This window comes from Photobacterium sp. AWH4_225 (assembly GCF_056158405.1).
Map to the genome: position 1 here is coordinate 767,596 of NZ_JBSWTF010000004.1, position 16,844 is coordinate 784,439.

At 49.6% G+C, this 16,844-nt stretch carries 9 protein-coding genes; 7 read left to right on the forward strand and 2 right to left on the reverse strand.

Annotated features, from left to right (window positions below; genetic code table 11):
• The first annotated feature begins 55 nt into the window (after positions 1–55).
• The 7 genes from ACXAD4_RS20815 to ACXAD4_RS20845 all read left to right on the forward strand — a co-directional run bounded on the left by ACXAD4_RS20815 (position 56) and on the right by ACXAD4_RS20845 (position 11,160).
• A complete protein-coding gene (locus tag ACXAD4_RS20815; RefSeq protein WP_475243846.1) occupies positions 56–1,477 on the forward strand; it encodes an efflux transporter outer membrane subunit in 1,422 nt (473 codons plus the stop codon).
• A gap of 2 nt (positions 1,478–1,479) precedes the next feature.
• Positions 1,480–2,778, forward strand: a complete 1,299-nt coding sequence (locus ACXAD4_RS20820; protein WP_475243847.1) for an efflux RND transporter periplasmic adaptor subunit — start codon at positions 1,480–1,482, stop codon at positions 2,776–2,778.
• Positions 2,778–5,936 carry an efflux RND transporter permease subunit gene (locus tag ACXAD4_RS20825; RefSeq protein WP_475243849.1) on the forward strand — a complete coding sequence of 1,053 codons (3,159 nt, stop codon included), beginning with the start codon at positions 2,778–2,780 and terminating at the stop codon, positions 5,934–5,936. The genes ACXAD4_RS20820 and ACXAD4_RS20825 overlap by 1 nt, the downstream gene beginning before the upstream one ends.
• 76 nt (positions 5,937–6,012) lie before the next feature.
• A complete protein-coding gene (locus tag ACXAD4_RS20830; protein WP_475243850.1) occupies positions 6,013–7,161 on the forward strand; it encodes a serine hydrolase domain-containing protein in 1,149 nt (382 codons plus the stop codon).
• Positions 7,162–7,182: 21 nt separating this feature from the next.
• Positions 7,183–8,601 carry a CehA/McbA family metallohydrolase domain-containing protein gene (locus ACXAD4_RS20835; protein ID WP_475243851.1) on the forward strand — a complete coding sequence of 473 codons (1,419 nt, stop codon included), beginning with the start codon at positions 7,183–7,185 and terminating at the stop codon, positions 8,599–8,601.
• A gap of 17 nt (positions 8,602–8,618) precedes the next feature.
• Positions 8,619–10,085: a sulfatase-like hydrolase/transferase gene (locus ACXAD4_RS20840; RefSeq protein ID WP_475243853.1), complete on the forward strand. Its 1,467-nt coding sequence runs from the start codon at positions 8,619–8,621 to the stop codon at positions 10,083–10,085.
• Between the two features lie 130 nt (positions 10,086–10,215).
• Positions 10,216–11,160: an aldose epimerase family protein gene (locus tag ACXAD4_RS20845; RefSeq protein ID WP_475243855.1), complete on the forward strand. Its 945-nt coding sequence runs from the start codon at positions 10,216–10,218 to the stop codon at positions 11,158–11,160.
• 173 nt (positions 11,161–11,333) lie between these two features.
• Here ACXAD4_RS20845 and ACXAD4_RS20850 read toward each other — a convergent pair whose 3' ends face one another.
• Positions 11,334–13,973, reverse strand: a complete 2,640-nt coding sequence (locus tag ACXAD4_RS20850; RefSeq protein ID WP_475243857.1) for an alpha-L-fucosidase — start codon at positions 13,971–13,973, stop codon at positions 11,334–11,336.
• A 117-nt stretch (positions 13,974–14,090) separates the two neighbouring features.
• Entirely contained in the window at positions 14,091–16,721 is a 2,631-nt protein-coding gene (locus tag ACXAD4_RS20855) for a glycoside hydrolase family 3 C-terminal domain-containing protein (RefSeq protein ID WP_475243858.1), read from the reverse strand.
• Between the last annotated feature and the right edge of the window lie 123 nt (positions 16,722–16,844).

The window sequence follows — 16,844 nt, forward strand, 5'->3', positions numbered from 1 at the left end:
CCCAACAATATTAAATACCTAATAACCACCCGATAAGGTTTGTGGGAGCCTGCTCATGCCTTCAAGTTCGCGCGCGACGCTGTTTCTCCGCGCTTCTGTAATTACGTTGCTCCTCAACGGTTGTGTCCAAACACCGCAGGAGCACACCGATATTGCGCCCGTTGTTGCACCATCATTCAGTATTTCCGGTGATACACAAGCCGATGAATTCTGGTGGCGGGAATTTAACGATCCGCAACTCAATCAATTAGTCAGTACTGCCCTGAAGTCAAACTTCAGCCTGCAATCAAGTATCGCCCGTGTACAACGAGCAGCAGCTACAGCTGATGTGCGAGACGCAGGTCGATATCCTACTGTCACTGGTGTGGTTGGTAGCAATGTTCGCCGCGAACGTGACTCAATCGGCGGTGAAATTACGCAAGAAACGACAGAAAATCTCAGGCTCAACGCGAGCTGGGAGCTTGATTTATGGGGCAAGAACCAAGCCAGAGCTTCTGCGGCTTATTTCAGTTACCTAGCCAGCGAAGAGCAAATGCAGGCAGCCGCCCAAACTCTTGCAGGAAATATCGCTAGACGCTGGTATCAGCTAATTGAACAACACCAGTCCTTAGCCATACTCGAAAAGCAAATTAGTAACACCAAGATTATTGCCGAGATCACTAGTCACCGCTATCGAACCGGCCAAGGCAGTATTAGTGCCTTGTGGCGTCAGGAACAGCTGCTGGAAAACTTAGAAGCGCAAGAGAAACAAGCCCGTAAAAGCCTGCTGATTCTAGAAAGGCAAATGAATGTCCTGCTCGGGCGCTCGCCAACAACAGCCGTTGACTGGGCCTATTCGACTTTCCCAGCTTTGCCTGCATTGCCGGAAACAGGCTTACCGGCAACTTTATTGGATAGAAGACCCGATGTCAGAGCACTCTGGTACCAATATGAATCCAGCCAACAGGATGTCTCGGCAGCCGCCGCGGCCCGACTGCCAAATATCTCCATCAATAGTTCAGCTGTCAGCAGTGACTGGTCAAATGCCTTTGATATCTGGCGCTTGGATTTGGGTGCGCAGTTAAACGTTCCGATATTTAACGCAGGAAAACTCGAAGCGGAGCAGAAAGTCGCCGAGGCTTCGTCTGATTTGGCCTTCTACAACTACACCCAGGGTGTACTCAGTGCGATAGAGGAAGTGGAAATCAATGTCCTCTCTGAGCTAAGCCAGCAAGAGCAACTCGACTCATTACGCCGCCAAACCCGTCAGGCCGAGAATATTCTCGAGGTCGAATCTATTCGTTACAGCCGAGGTATGCAGGGCTATCTTGATGTCCTCAATGCCCAGGAAAAGCTTTTCACATTACAAAAACAATCCCTGAATGCCCAGCGGCAACTGTTCCTGCGCCGCATTGCCACCTATCAGTCTCTAGGCGGACAACTTATATCTCTATCAGCAGACGGTGCAGTTGAGCTGCAACCAAGAATGGAATCCTGAGCATGACCAGCCCCATCCAACAATCTAATTCCCGAAAATATCTGGCAACAGCGCTCAAACTGTTACTTCCCTGCCTGATCCTGGCTGGCGGAATCTACGCCAGCCACCAGTTTATGCAAGGTAAACCTCACCGCCCTGCTCGTCCCGGCCAACCACCTAGCCGCACCGTTGATGTGGAAACCATCATGCTTAGCCGTGATATCCCACAAATAGTGGTACAAGGCGCGGTCGAGCCCAAGCGAACAATCAGTTTACGCTCGCAGCTCCGCGGTCTGGTTACCACTATGGCAGAAGATCTGGTACCTGGCGGTTATGTAAAAGCCGGAGAAACCCTGCTTAATATTGACCTTCGCGACCACGCCCTGGCCGTAAAGGAAGCACAAGCCACTTTGGATCGTCACCAGGCCCTTTATCAGGTGGAATATGGCCGCCGACGTGCCGCCGAGCTGGAATATGCGCTTTCAGGACAATCATTGGCAGCAGACGACCTTGATTTGGTTCTACGTGGTCCGCAGCTGGCACAAATCGAAGCCGATATCGCCCGTAGTCAAGCCGCCTTACAGCGTGCTGAGTTGAATTATGAACGCACTCGCATCACCGTACCGTTTGATGCACAAATTGTCTCGTTGGATGTTGCAAAAGGTAGTTTGCTACGAGATAACTCATCGATTGCTGAACTTGTCGCCACCGATACGTTTTGGCTACGAGTCAGTGTTCCCGCCCACCAACTGCAATGGATCACCGTTCCCGACAATGGCCGTGCAACCGACTCAAAAGGAAAATGTTTAGGCTCTGCTGTCACCATCCGCAATCCTCATGAGTGGGGACCGAGAGCTAACCGACAAGGTTGCGTGGTCAGCTTACTGCCTACCCTCGATAACAAGGTCAAGTTGGCCCACCTGCTGATTGAGATCCAAGATCCTCTGGCGAGGCAGCCCCAAAATAGTGGCAAACCTAAGGTTCTGCTTAATGCCTTTTTACAAGCAGAAATTGATACCAACCCGTTTGAAAATGTCGCGCGTATTCCACGTCGCCACCTGCAGCAGGAAAGATTCGTCTGGCTAATGGCCGAAGACGGTACCCTTGTTGCCCAACCCGTATCAGTGACCTTCCGTGCCCAAGACTATGTATTGATTGATGATGGCCTAAATGATGGCGATCAATTAATCACCACTCCGCTTCCCGGTGCCGTGGAGGGGATCCATCTGGAAGTTCGTCAAGTCCCTCTCGAGTTTGATCTTTCAACAGCAGATAGTCCTCCGACTGACCCTCAGGTTAGCCAACAAGGAGAGCCAAGCTGATGAAAAACCGTCGCGGTGCTATCGCCTGGATGGCAGGTAATGGAGTGACCCCTAACCTGCTGATGCTGTTCTTTATTATTGGCGGCCTGTTAATGGCGTGGCAAATTAAGAAAGAGGTCTACCCGAACTATCAGCACAACTCCATTCGCATCTGGGTACATTACCCAGGTTCCACCCCAGCAGAGATGGAACAAGGGGTGACCCTGCCGATCGAAAATGCCATCAATGGTATCGAAGGGATCAAGGAGATCCACGGTTGGGCAAACTCCGCAGGGAGCAACCTCACCGCTGAACTGATGAATGGCGTAGATGCCGAACGAGTACTGCGCGAGGTCGAGAGTGCCGTCAATCGGGCCCCCTTGCCCGCCGGGGCCGAAAAGCCACGAATATTTCGCAACGAAACCCGCGATCAATCTTTTGAACTGGTGCTCTATGGTGATGCTGACCTCATTGCCTTGAAAGAGACCAGTACCGAGATACGCAATATCCTATTGAGCTCGCCAGGGATAACCCAAGTAGAAATCGGCGGTTTTTCCAAATACGAAGTGCAAGTCCAAGTCGATAGCCTGACCCTGCAGCAGTATGGCTTGGGACTCGACGATATTGCCAACAGTATCAGTCGTCACGCCATCAACCAGTCGGGGGGACGGCTGGAAACCGCTGGCGGCGACATATTGCTGCAAATTGACGAAAGTCGAGGCTGGGCAGAGGATTTTAGCGATATTGTCGTTATGCAAACCCCGAGCGGCAGCAAGCGTTACTTGGAAGATATCGCCACCATTCGAGATGGCTTTGCCAACCGCCACAACCGTAATTTCTACAATGGCTACCCTTCTGCCAGCATCCGGATCTACCGTATTGCCGATCAAACACCCGTCTCTATTTCAGAGTCGGTCTATGCCCTGATGCCGGAACTAGAAGCGAGCTTGCAACCGGGCATTTCACTGGAAGTCGTCGATGATGACGCGGTGATTTACCAGCAACGCATGTCACTGCTACTCAAAAATGCCTTTAGTGGCTTGATATTAGTACTATTGGTTCTGGCATTATTTCTCGATGTGAGGCTTGCATTCTGGGTGACAGTGGGTATCCCGACGGCTTTCTTAGGCGCAGTGCTGTTCCTGCCAAGCATGGATGTATCGATAAACATGATATCCATGTTCGCCTTCATTATTGCGCTTGGCATCGTGGTTGATGATGCCATCATCGCCGGGGAGAACATCCATGAAAAGATGAGCCAGGGAATGCGCTTTACCGACGCCGCCATTGAAGGGGCAAAGGATATCGCAACCCCACTTACCTTTAGTATCCTTACCAATATCGTCGCCTTTATCCCCATTTGGTTTTTGCCCGGAACACTGGGCCTGACCTTTAAAGTCGTCCCAATTGTGGTCGCTGCGGTATTCATCATCTCGTGGGTCGAAGCGCTGTTTATTCTCCCTGCCCACGTCGCCCATATTGACTATCGTAAGCCTCCCCGTTGGACAAAACCGTTTAATGCAGTGCAAAGCAAAGTCGACGCCGGACTGCAGTGGTTTATACGGCGTATCTACAAGCCAGCATTGAAGCACTTACTCGCTGGTCGCTACATTGTGGTCGCAACAGGGTTTGCCATGCTGATCAGCTCTATTGCCTATATTTCAGGTGGCCATATGGGCTTTACCACCATGCCTAGAATCGAGGCTGAATTTTCTGTCGCCCGCGCCTTTATGCCAGTCGGAAGCTCTGCCGAAGAAGCCGAAATGGTCAAAGAGCAACTTGAAAGCGCAGCAAAAGAGGTCGTTGCGACTAACGGGGGTAAAGCGCTGGCAAAAGGGATCTCGAGCCGGATCTGGAGCCGGGATGGCGAATATGTTGTGATGACACGGATCTTTTTGCAACCTGGCGAAGACCGCGTCCTGAGCACTCGTCAGGTCTCAGCACAATGGCGAGAGCTAACCGGTGAAGTGCCCGCAGCGAATGCAGTGCGTTTCTCAGCTACGGGCAATGGCCCCGGCGCGGATGTCGCAGGGGTAACCTTGGAGCTCACGCACCGCAATACCCATGCACTACGTGCGGCTAGTGAAGAATTAACCGAGATCCTCGGCAACTATGCCGGTATCGTTGATATTGAAAACAGCTTCATGTCAGGTAGTCAGCAGATCCGACTTGCCCTTCGTCCTGAAGGGAAAAGCATGGGACTGACAGAGCAAAGCTTGATCCGCCAGATCCGCCATGCGTTCAGCGGTGTGCGAGCAATTCGCCAGCAACGCGGCAGCGATGAGGTCGACGTCAAAGTGCAGCTGCCTGATTGGCAGCGAGCCAGTGTTTATCATCTTGAACAACTGCCGATCAAAGTTGGCGATCAGTTCATTCCGTTATCGCAAATCGCAGACGTGTACCGTGAATACTCGGCCTCAGCGATCCACCGCCGTGATGGACAGCGCCGTATCAGCGTCAGTGCCGATATTACGCCTTCATCAGAGGCCATGAACCTTACCCAGACGTTGCGCCGTGAGGTACTGCCGGTCCTTGAAGAAAAATACCCGGGTTTGGACATTGGCTTCCGCGGTGATCAAGCCGAGCAAAAAGAGAGCCTGGAGAGCCTAGCTATCAACGGGGCTCTGGTTATGCTGGCACTGTACTGTCTGCTGGCTATTCCGTTCAAGAGCTATACCCAGCCACTTATCATCATGACCATTATCCCGTTTGGTTTGATTGGAGCTGTGCTTGGTCATGTCCTGCTCGGCTATGTGCTGAGTGTAGTGAGCCTACTCGGCATTCTGGCCCTCAGTGGTGTAGTGATCAACGACAGTCTGATTCTGGTAACGGAAGTTAACCGTAACCGCGACGCTGGCAAACCGCTCGTTGATTCAATTGTCAACGGCAGTGCACGACGCTTCAGGCCAATAATGCTGACTACTTTGACCACATTTGGCGGGCTTGCACCGATGATCTTGGAAACCTCCAACCAAGCCCAGCTGATGATCCCAATGGCGATTTCGCTCGGATTCGGCATTCTGTTCGCCACCCTCATTACCTTGGTACTGCTGCCCTGCCTATACCATGCGCTTGAAGATATTAAGGCCTTTTTCCAATTTGGCACCGAGCCACAAAAGACAGCGCTGCACACTGAACATGACACTCACGCGATAGAGGATATTTCCCATGCAGCCTAAGCAAAGTCTGAATCAAAAAATGTCTCGCACCTACAAAATAAAGTATCAAATAGTGGCCCTTGCCGGCTTGTGTATTATGGCTATGCCATTAGATGCTCAAGAAAGAGCAGCTCAAGACGGGCCAGCACAAGACGGACTAAGCGATGAAGAAGTTACCCTGAATCATGTTGCCGCCGAAGTCGACCACGCTTCAGCGCATCCCAGCACTCACAATACGCAACTAGCCAGTAGTGAGTACCAGACGCCATTGCAGCGAAATGACGGCTTAACCACCGCAAACATGAATGATCTAGGTATCGAAACCCAGCAGATCACACAGCTTCGCCAAGACATTGCGGCCGGTAATTACGGCGAAATAGATAGCCTGTTGATCCATTACAAGGGAGAACTCATTGCCGAGGATTACTGGCGCGACGGTGCAATCGATGAGCCGCATTTCATATTTTCCATTACCAAAAACATGCTCTCTAACGCTATCGGCAAGGCCATCGAGCTCGGATACATAGACAGCGTTAACGATCCGGCAATTAAATACCTGTCTATTGCCGACAAGGAGCAACTTGCACCGGGTACTGAAGCCATCACCCTCCATGACTTACTGAGCATGCAATCGGGAATCTCAATTCCGAAGAGCAAAACAGGGGATGCTTTACCTGCAATAACCCGTGAGAATCATGCCTCACTGTACCTGTCCCTCACCGATACAGTTACCCCCGGGCAGACCTTCAAATACCAAGGGGCCGATCCAGATATTCTTAACCATGTACTGTACAACACCACAGGCAAAGATCTTGCGACCTTTACCGATGAGCACTTCTTCAAACCCATGGCCATAGCCAGTGCCCATTGGGAAACATCCGTCAGCGGACTCACCAAAGCCAGCTCAGGACTGCACTTCACCTCAAGAGATTTGGTGAAATTCGGCAAGCTAGTCATTGGCGAAGGCCGGTACATGGACAAACAGCTAATCAATAGTAAGTGGTTACACACTGCAACAACGCCAAAAACAAAGAATGGTAAGTATGGATACTTTTGGTGGACCGAGAACTTCCAATACAACGGGAAGGAAATAAAGACCATCTCTGCCAGAGGAGCCCGAGGGCAGTTTTTGTTCGTCATGCCAGAACTCGACCTTATCGTCGCTGTCACCAGCAGCAATCGAGGCTCCCAGCGTCGTGTGCCATTGCAGTTTGTCCCTGAGTACATAATCCCAGCTTTTATATAATAACAATCTAAGGTAACAGCTATGCGTAAATTAGCACTCGCTCTACTCATCAGTACCCTGTCAGCACAGGGGATTGCTGATACGCTCGAAACTAACAGCACACAACAAAGACAATGGCTAGCCGGTGAGCACCACGCCCATACTCACTGGAGTGTAAAGTGGGATAAATCCACCTCTCCTTGGTCTCCGATCAAAGGTGGAGATAGCAAGCATAGCTATCTCGATAATGCCCAAGCCGCCCAGAAATATGGTCTGAGCTGGTTAGTCAACACTGACCACGGTGGCCCGGAGCACTCAAAATTACTCGACAATAAAGCCTATCCGGAATTATTGGCCGCCCGCGAATCCGTGCCGGATGTCCACCAGTTCTTCGGTATCGAACTTGACGTGCCTGCCGGAGAACATGCCACGGTCATGATGCCTATCAATAGCGATGAGCGCGAAGTACTGGTCAACTTCCAACGCGATTACTCTATTCGCGAGTACCGCAAAGAAACCCGTAACCGTAACAATGTCGAGCACATGCAAAAGGGTATTGCTTATCTCGCCAGCCAAACTGAAAAGCCGATCATCATTAAGAATCACCCAAGCCGCCAGGCAACCGGCCTCAACGAATGGGCAAGGGTAACCCCCGAGAAACTCATGACCTGGCACCAGACCGATCCCGAAGTATTTATCGGCATGGTCGGCACTCCTGGCCACCAGGCGGCCAGAGGTGCCCGGGGTAGTTATTTCAAATATGGCACCTTTAGGGGGGCCGACCAAATGACCGCCGTCGTGGGCGGGGTATGGGATCATATCCTTGGCAACGGCATGCGCTTTTGGATCACATCTTCGGCAGATTCACATACGCATACCAGTGTTGGTGGCCGAGATTTCTGGCCAGGTGAGTACAACAAAACCTATGTCTATGCCCGTAACGAGTCGGCTGACATCATGGACGGGCTCCGTCACGGGCGAAGCTTTATCGTTTTCGGCGACTTGATCAGCGGTCTTAATGCCGAACTGACTGACGGAAATACCGATAAACATACAAACAATAGCGCTTCTCTTGGTGAGACTCTGGTGGTAAGCAGTGACGAAGACAAACTATCGCTGCAGCTAGAACTCAATCTCAGCGAAGGAAAGAATGCCAACGGTGATATTCCGGTATTAAACCGTATCGATGTGATTACCGGAGCCGTTGATCCTGCCATCGCCAAAGAGCCGAACGCCAATAGCACCACTCAAGTCATCCAGCGAATTGACCAGTCTCAGTGGCAGGTCAAAGACAACACCATTGCCTTGACTATCGATATCCCGCGGGAACATCAGAATGGTTATCTACGCCTGCGGGGTACCAGTACCGACATCTTGGAGCCAACAAGGCAGCAAGGAAACCAATACCCTTGGCAAGACTTGTGGTTCTACTCCAACCCTATTTTCTGGCAACAACAATAAATTAAAGAGTATCCTCCATGAAAACATTTACCAAAGCAGCATTGGGCCTCGCCTTGCTGCCCGGCTTGTCAGTCGCTGGCCAGCCTAGTGCTGAACAATTACCAGCAGAAGCCGATACTAACTTCATCGTGGTATTAGTTGACGACCTCGGCTATGACGAATCAGGCTTCATGGGCGCCGATGATATGTTCACGCCCAATCTCGATAAAATTGCTGCAGGCGGTACCCACTTTACCCAAGGCTATGTCACCTCATCGGTATGTGGCCCGTCTCGCGCCGGGTTGATCTCAGGGCGCTATCAAGACCGCCTCGGGATTTGGGGCAACTTTTCTCGTAATGCCAAAATCGGTTTCCCGACCAACCAGCCAATGATGCAAGACCACTTCAAGGCAGCAGGCTATACCACAGCAGCTATCGGCAAGTGGCATTACGGTCATTTCGAAGAAGAGCACAAACCGTGGAATCGTAACTTGGATTACTTCTACGGTTTCCTTGGGGGTGGCCATGACTATTTCAATGCCAATACTCATTACAACGGCAAGAACAACCGCTCACCGATTTATCGCAACGGCCAAATGGTTGAATACCCCAATGGTACCTACCTAACCGACGAGTTCAGCCGCGAGGCCGTCGAATTTATCGAGCGTAACCACGACAAGCCTTTCTTCCTGCACCTTGCCTACAACGCAGTGCACGCCCCTTACCAAGCTCCTGAGCACTATCTAAAACGTGTTGATGAGTTGATGGACGGTGAATTTGCCACCTGGCACCGCCGCGTTATTGCCGCCATGCTGCTGGCCATGGATGATGGCTTGGGCGATATCATGACAACGCTGGAAGAAAAAGGGATCGCCGATAACACCGCCATCGTGTTCTTGTCTGATAACGGTTACCAAACCATTGTTCGCCGCAAGGAGCCGGTTAACCTCGCCGGTAACCCAGCCGATCTCAGAGGCTTTAAAGGCGATACCTTTGAAGGCGGTATCCGGGTGCCATTTGTGATTAATTGGCCGGGTGTTGTCCCTGCCGGAAAGCAGTATACCAAGCCGGTTATTTCGCTAGATATATTGCCGACACTGACACGGAATATTCCTTTGGTCGAAAATACACCTGAGCTGGACGGCGTTGATCTGGTGCCTTTCCTCAACGGTGAAAAAGAAGGTAGACCGCATGAAACGATGTTCTTCCGTTTCTTCCACGATATTGCCTACCGCAAGGGTGATTGGGTACTAACTTGGAATGACCAACACAAAGTAGCCGGCGAAAAACGCGCCAACCGCGAGTTAGTCAAAGAAGAGGTCAAAGCTATGCTGTTCAACCTCAATGATGATGTTGCTCAGCGCCGCGACCTGAGGCATGAAGAGCCGGAGAAATTCCAGGAGCTATTCAACGAATACCTAGATCTTTTAGAAGAATTCCCAGAGCCTGAATTTCCAGCCCTGTTCCAAACCCCTTACACCGTGGAGTTTACAGAGGATTTGTAAGGTTAACCCGTTGATATAATAACGTTAAGTGACGTGGCGGCTTCCTAGCCGATGCCTTCCGGTCGACCTGAGGTTAGCTGGTACTCAGCTAGGAACGCCACTCCTTTTCAGTAAACACTAAAGGAAATTAATGAAAGTCTTCGGTTTATTATGTGGCTGTTTATCTTTAGTCTGTGTTGGAGTGTCAGCGGCCACCTTCCCGGAAGCCCGGTTAGCAAACGACGCCGTTGAAATGGCGATCTATCTGCCAGATGCGGAAAACGGTTCTTATCGCTCTGTTCGGTTTGATTGGTCAGGATTGATTCACTCATTCAAATTTGAAGATATTGAATACTTCGGTCACTGGCGACCAGAACCCATTCATGACCCGGAAAAGCACTTCAGCGTAAATGGGCCGGCCCAGATATTCGATAACTTGGGGTATGGTGATACCGATACTTTTGTTCGTATCGGTATCGGTGTTCTGAAAAAGCCCAAGGGCGAAAAGCGGTTTAACTTCACCCACCCCTACCAGATCCTTGACCATGGTGATTGGCAGGTCCACACCTTGGATGGCAGTGTAGAGTTCATACACACGCTACAGTCAGATACTGGTTACGGCTATCGTTATCAGAAGACCATAAGCCTCAATGAGCAGGGGTTTACCATGGAACATCAGCTGGAAAATACTGGCGAAAAGCCGATTGAAACCACCGTTTTCAACCACCACTTCTTTGTCATTGGCGATCAAAACGTTGATGAACAATACCAGGTGTCTTTTCCTTTTACCCCGAAAAAAGATAAACACGAGCAACGTATCAAGCTACAAAACAATAGCCTCAAGATACTGGATGCCATCCGCGACGATAAACGCCTTTATGTTCCACTCACTGGTTTTGCCAATACCCCAGATGATCATCAGTTCCGTATCCACCACCTTGGGCTAAATCGCGGCATTGATGTTCAGGTAAACCAGCCACTAAACAAACTGGTCGTTTGGGCAAACGATCGCGCGCTCTCTCCGGAGAACTTCATTGAGGTAAATGTTCCCGTCGGTCAGAGCTTCAGTTGGAGCGCAGAATATCGAGTGTATTGATGTCAAATCACTAACACTTTGGACATGGATAGCACTAGTTAAAAGCACCCATAATTAATAGCGACACTTGAATATTTCGCTTGTTAAAAGTTTACTCTTATACCTTAATTGAAAATGAACTGTGCCAGACTCAAAGTCTGGCACAAAGGTCGTCCAAAACTTACAGACTCTCACTAATTCATGAGTACCTGACTCACAGAGAAAGTGCCTCGTCGGTTTGATTTAAACTCAAAGCGCCATTGCCTTGCCGTTTTATCAGCCACAAACCCTTGATTGGCTATGTTTGCGGGTAAAGCTGTCAGTTTCTGCCAATCACCATTGGCATCAAGATATGTCACTATCAATTCAATGGAGTTGAAAAACTCTGTCTGCCCTAGCCGCTCCTCTATGACCGGCTGTATATGTTCAATGTGTTGCGGCTTTCCATAATCAATTTCGAACCACATGTTGTTAGGGTTTCGCGGTGAAGGTAACCACCGAGTCTGGCTGCTTCCATCCAATACTTTGTCTGCAAAATGCGCTTTTGGATGCTGTCCTTTGTCCACATAGTTATTATGGCTCCGCGCAATTGGGAACTCAGTCGCTAGTGGCTTTTCGCTGCTGGCATAAAATCCTGCTTCAAAAAGCTCAAGGCCATAAAAGTCGAAAGTGCCATTGGCTGATGTTTCTAAACGAATTTCAGTTACCCCTGATTCAGTCAAATCAATTTGACCTATGTGCAAATTTAGAGGCTCAGGAAATTCACCCGTCGCTTGCAAGGTAAATGGGTATGCCTTATCACCAACATAGAGGGTAACCTCCTGATCCTGTTCGCTACGATAAGTAGAAACGACATCAAAAACCCCGGTCTGACGTGTGACAGTGGCTTCCCACAACAGCACTTCTTTTTGCCCATCTAAGAATTGGCGAGCTCCGCGGTAAACCATCGCTTTACCATTATAATCTGCATTCATTGCATGCAAGCCAATGTTGCCATCCGGTCCTTGTATTGCGTCTCCCAACGGAAGAATAGTCAGCTCCCCCATGTTGACCCGAGTAAAACCTTCCGTAGCGGGAGTTAAGGTCAGGGTTTGCTCACCCGCCTGCGTAACCGTTATCTCCCCGACAATGGTCGGCGTCGGGTATTTGCGACGCATATTCTGATCATCCGTAGCTGGAATAATCAGGTGGGCCATATTGTCACCCAGTGTTAACTGCATGCGTGATTCATCCGCGTTTCCGTGGAACATCTGCACGGCATAGCGCCCGGGCTTAGCAAAATCAACACTCCAGCTGGCAGAACTTTCAGCCCCTGACCAGTCAGTTAAGCTATTTGACCAACTGTTGTAATGAACATGCTGAGTCTCAGCATCCAGAGAGCGCAACACCATGCCGTCGGCCGTCATCACTCCTGTGACTTCTTCAATGTCCAGCTTGCCGGCTACTTCAAGAACAACCGTTGAACTATATGGATCGGGAGCATTATCCGGGACAGCAATCTTCAGACCTTTGTCATTATGAACAATCTTCAGAGGCGTTTTTTCTGTATCCGCCAAGAGATAGGCTGACAGCTCCTTATTTGCAACACCGAGCACCTGTAGCTCACCATTTTTCGGCCACTCATAAACATGCAGATACAGCGTTACACCATCATCATGTACACGTTGTGTTGTTGCCCCACGAAAAGCTTGTTGGAATAAAAACGGGGTAGCCGTTGTTCCATGAATCGACTCGCCGTTGACTCGCATCCACTTACTAATATCCTTCAGACGGTCAATCGAAGCTTGTGGAAAACTACCATCAGGTTTTGGGCCAATATTAAGTAGGTAGTTGCCGCCTTTACTGACCACACCGGTCAGGTTATGGATCAATTCAGCCGTACTCTTCCAGTCCTGATCTGAGCGGCGATACCCCCAAGTGTTGTTCATCGTCATGCAACTTTCCCAGTATGTATCAAGCTGTGGCACAGGAGGAATAGATTGCTCATGAGTATCAAAATCACCAAAATCGAGTGCGTTTTGACGACTAGCAAGTCGACGGTTAGAAACTATTTGTGGTTGGTTGCCCCAGAGCGTATCAGCCATTGTTTGAACTTGGCTATCTGTGATGTTTTTTGGCATATCCCACCAAAACAAATCTAGCTTGCCATAATTCGTGGTTAACTCTTCAAGCTGCGGGAAAGCCACGTCATTCATGTAGCGGTTAAATCGCTCGGCCCACTTTGAGCGTTCAATTGATGGGTATGGCGAGTAAGAAGCATCCCAGTGTGCCCCACCTTCATCGCCATGGTTTCCCCAATCCAATGATTGGGAGTAATACAAACCAAAACGCAACCCTGCGTCATCGGCGGCTTCTTTCAGCGGGGTTATTGCGTCTTTGCCCCATTTGGTGTCTGTAATCCCCCAATGACTGGCTTCTGTATCGAACATGGCAAAACCATCATGGTGCTTAGCTGTTAACACCATATAAGTCATACCGGCATCCTTCGCCAGTTGCACCCATTCAACAGGGTCATAGGCAATAGGGTTAAACTCTCTCGCCAAATCGATATATTCCTGCGCCGGAATACGGGCGTTATTCCAAATCCACTCGGCATAACGAGGCGAGTCTACTCCCTTGTACTCACCTTCAAACATGGAATAAACACCCCAATGAATGAACATGCCAAATTTGGCATCTCGGAACCAAGCCATACGCTCGTCACGAGTCGCATTGAGATCTTGTCCGGCGGCAATTAATGGGGTCTCACTAGCGTGTAGCAGTGCTGGCTGAGCTAACTGGATTGCAAGTAACCCAGCTAACACAGAGAAGCGAAATGGTAATGCCTGCATCATTTCTTCCTACATTCTATTTTTAACAACGATTTCTGAGAGGAACAATAAACTCGCCGCTTATCAAAAACGGCGAGTATTACTTGGGCTAATTATTTGGTGTTAGACAGACAAGAGTTATTACTCAACCGTTATGGTATCGGTCAAAACAATATTATCCGACGCGTTACCTACCCGGATTTCGTATTTATCACCTAGCATCCAATCTTTGGTTTTCTCATCCCAGTAAGCCAAGTCAGCGATATCGAAGGTTAAGGTAATATCGCGCTTCTCACCGGCCTCAAGCGACACACGGTCGAACGCTTTCAAGCGCTGGATAGGTTTTTCGCTGCGCTCAAACATATCGGTCACGTAGACTTGGACCACTTCATCGCCTGCCACTTTTCCGGTATTTTCTACAGTAACCGTGACGTCGATTTGGCCGTCTTGAGTAACCTTGCTGCCCAGTTTCAAATCAGACAAAGCAAACTCGGTATAACTCAACCCATGGCCGAAGGCCCACAATGGCTCTTTGTCGAAGTACAAGTAAGTACGGCCTTTACTGATGTCGTAATCATTAAAAGCAGGCAAGTCTTTCCACGACTTCACAAAGGTCAGCGGAAGCTTGCCGCCTGGGTTATTTTCACCAAACAAAGTATTGGCAATAGCAGCACCACCTTGCTCACCTGGATACCAACTCTGAAGTATTGCCGGAACATTGTCTTTCAGCCATGGGCTTTCCATCGACGAACCAGACTGAAGAACGACAACGATATTAGGGTTTACCTCAACAACCTCTTTGAGCATATCGGTCTGTTCCCGTGGCAAGCCTTCAGCAATGCGGTCAATCGACTCACGCTCGTAATCAGTCGACAGTCCCATTAACGCAATGACGGCATCCGCTTCTTTTGCAGCGGCCAGCTCCTGCCCTGCACTCGCTGAATTGAGCTGTGGTAGCTGCCAGCCGAACATTAGCTCGTGGCCTTTTGCTCTAGGCAAACGCATTGAGTAAAGCTCAAGCTCATAGGTCTTCTCGCCGTCAAGCTCAATCTCAACCATTGATGGTAGACGCTTATTGGTATCACCATGGCTACGCAGCACGGTTGAACCATTGATGTTTAAGGTAACGTTAGCACCGAGGCTTTCGAAACCAAGGGTATACAGGCCGCTCTGTGGAGGAACAATCGTAGTGGTATAACGGACGGAGTAGCTATTACTGTCTTTGATATCAGCATGAGGTTTGGAAGCGGTCCAATTAAAATCAATATCACCTGCGGTGTTGGACGCTATCGGCTGACCACTAGCTCCGCGATTATTGAAGTAGTCAGCTTGCCAGACCCCCATCCCTTGGGTATCTAGGAGGGTAATGTTATCCATTGGAATCGCGCTTAAGGTATTATTACTACCTTGCCAAGGTACATATACCACCTCGACATCACTGCCTAGGTAATCCTTAATACCACCTAGCGCTGTGACTGGGTTTCTCGGGGTTCCTGAGTACGTGCCAAAGTTGAGCCTGTTGGCGTTAGGACCAATCACCGCTACTTTTTTCAACGCTGATTTATCCAATGGCAACAATGGCGAGCCCTCAACATCTTCGTTTTGCAGTAAGACCATACTCTTTTCAGCAAGCTCAAGTGCCAACGGCTTGAAGGTGGTCATGATCTCAAACGGCAGATCTTTCCATGGTGACATCTCTTCGGGATCGAACATACCCAGTCGCAAGCCGACCCGCATGGTATTTCGGAATGCACGGTCCAACTGCTCTGACGTTGTTTTGCCTTGCTTTATAGCCGTGATGGCTTCATCGCGAAAAATACGGGTATTGTCGAAATCCAATGTTTCGGCATTCAACACCGCCGCCGCAGATTCGACGTAATTGTCATAAATATCGTGACCACGAAAGCCTCGCTCTTCCCAACCTTTGGCGGTCATCAAGATAGAGCCATAATCCCCCAGCACAAAGCCATCGAAACCCCACTCGCCGCGCAAAATATCTTTGATCAGCCAGGTATTAGTCACTGCCGGTTCGCCGTTCAAGGCATTGTAGGCCGTCATGACAATCTGGGCATCGGCTTCTTGGACGACCTGCTTATAAGCTGGGAAATAATATTCCCGCAGTTGCTTCTCAGATATATCCGCGTTGCCATGAAAACGGTTGTGTTCTTCATTGTTAGCGACAAAGTGTTTGGCACCCGCAGCGGTCTTGAGGTATTTGGGGTGATCCCCCTGAAGACCTTTGACATAGGCACTGGCCATGACCCCATTAAGTAGCGGGTCTTCACCATAGGCTTCCTGGGTTCGACCCCAACGGGGATCACGGGCAATATTAATAACAGGGGACCAGAATGTCAGCGGGCCGCGCTTACCGTCTCTGATCACCGGCCCATTGTGATATTGGGCCCTAGCCTCATCCGATACCGCATCACCCATCCGCTTTATCGCTTGGGGAGACCAAGTAGCCGCCAAACCAATTGACTGAGGGAAAACGGTCGCCGCATTACGACGAGGTGCCGCAAGGCCATGTAAAGCTTCGCCGGGCATAAATGATTTTAATCCGTAACGCGGAACACCTTCGTTCCACAAGGTGATCATATTGCCTTTTTCTCTATCGGTTAACCGAGCACTGATATCATCCAAGCGCTCTTCAATCGGCAAAGTATGATCAAAAAAAGCAATATATTCACCGCTCTTCCCGGCGTTGCTTCCGGCACTTACTCCCATGGCAGCAGCAGATAAACTGACGCCAACGGCTAACATTTTCAGTTTCATTTTTGCCTCAATTTAAACGTTTCGACTAAATCAAAGGCTATCAAAAAAGATGTTTAATAACTAATCACTTAACACGTTATATGTCAGTTTTGAGAGCTAGGTTTCCCCTAAAAAAACATAAAA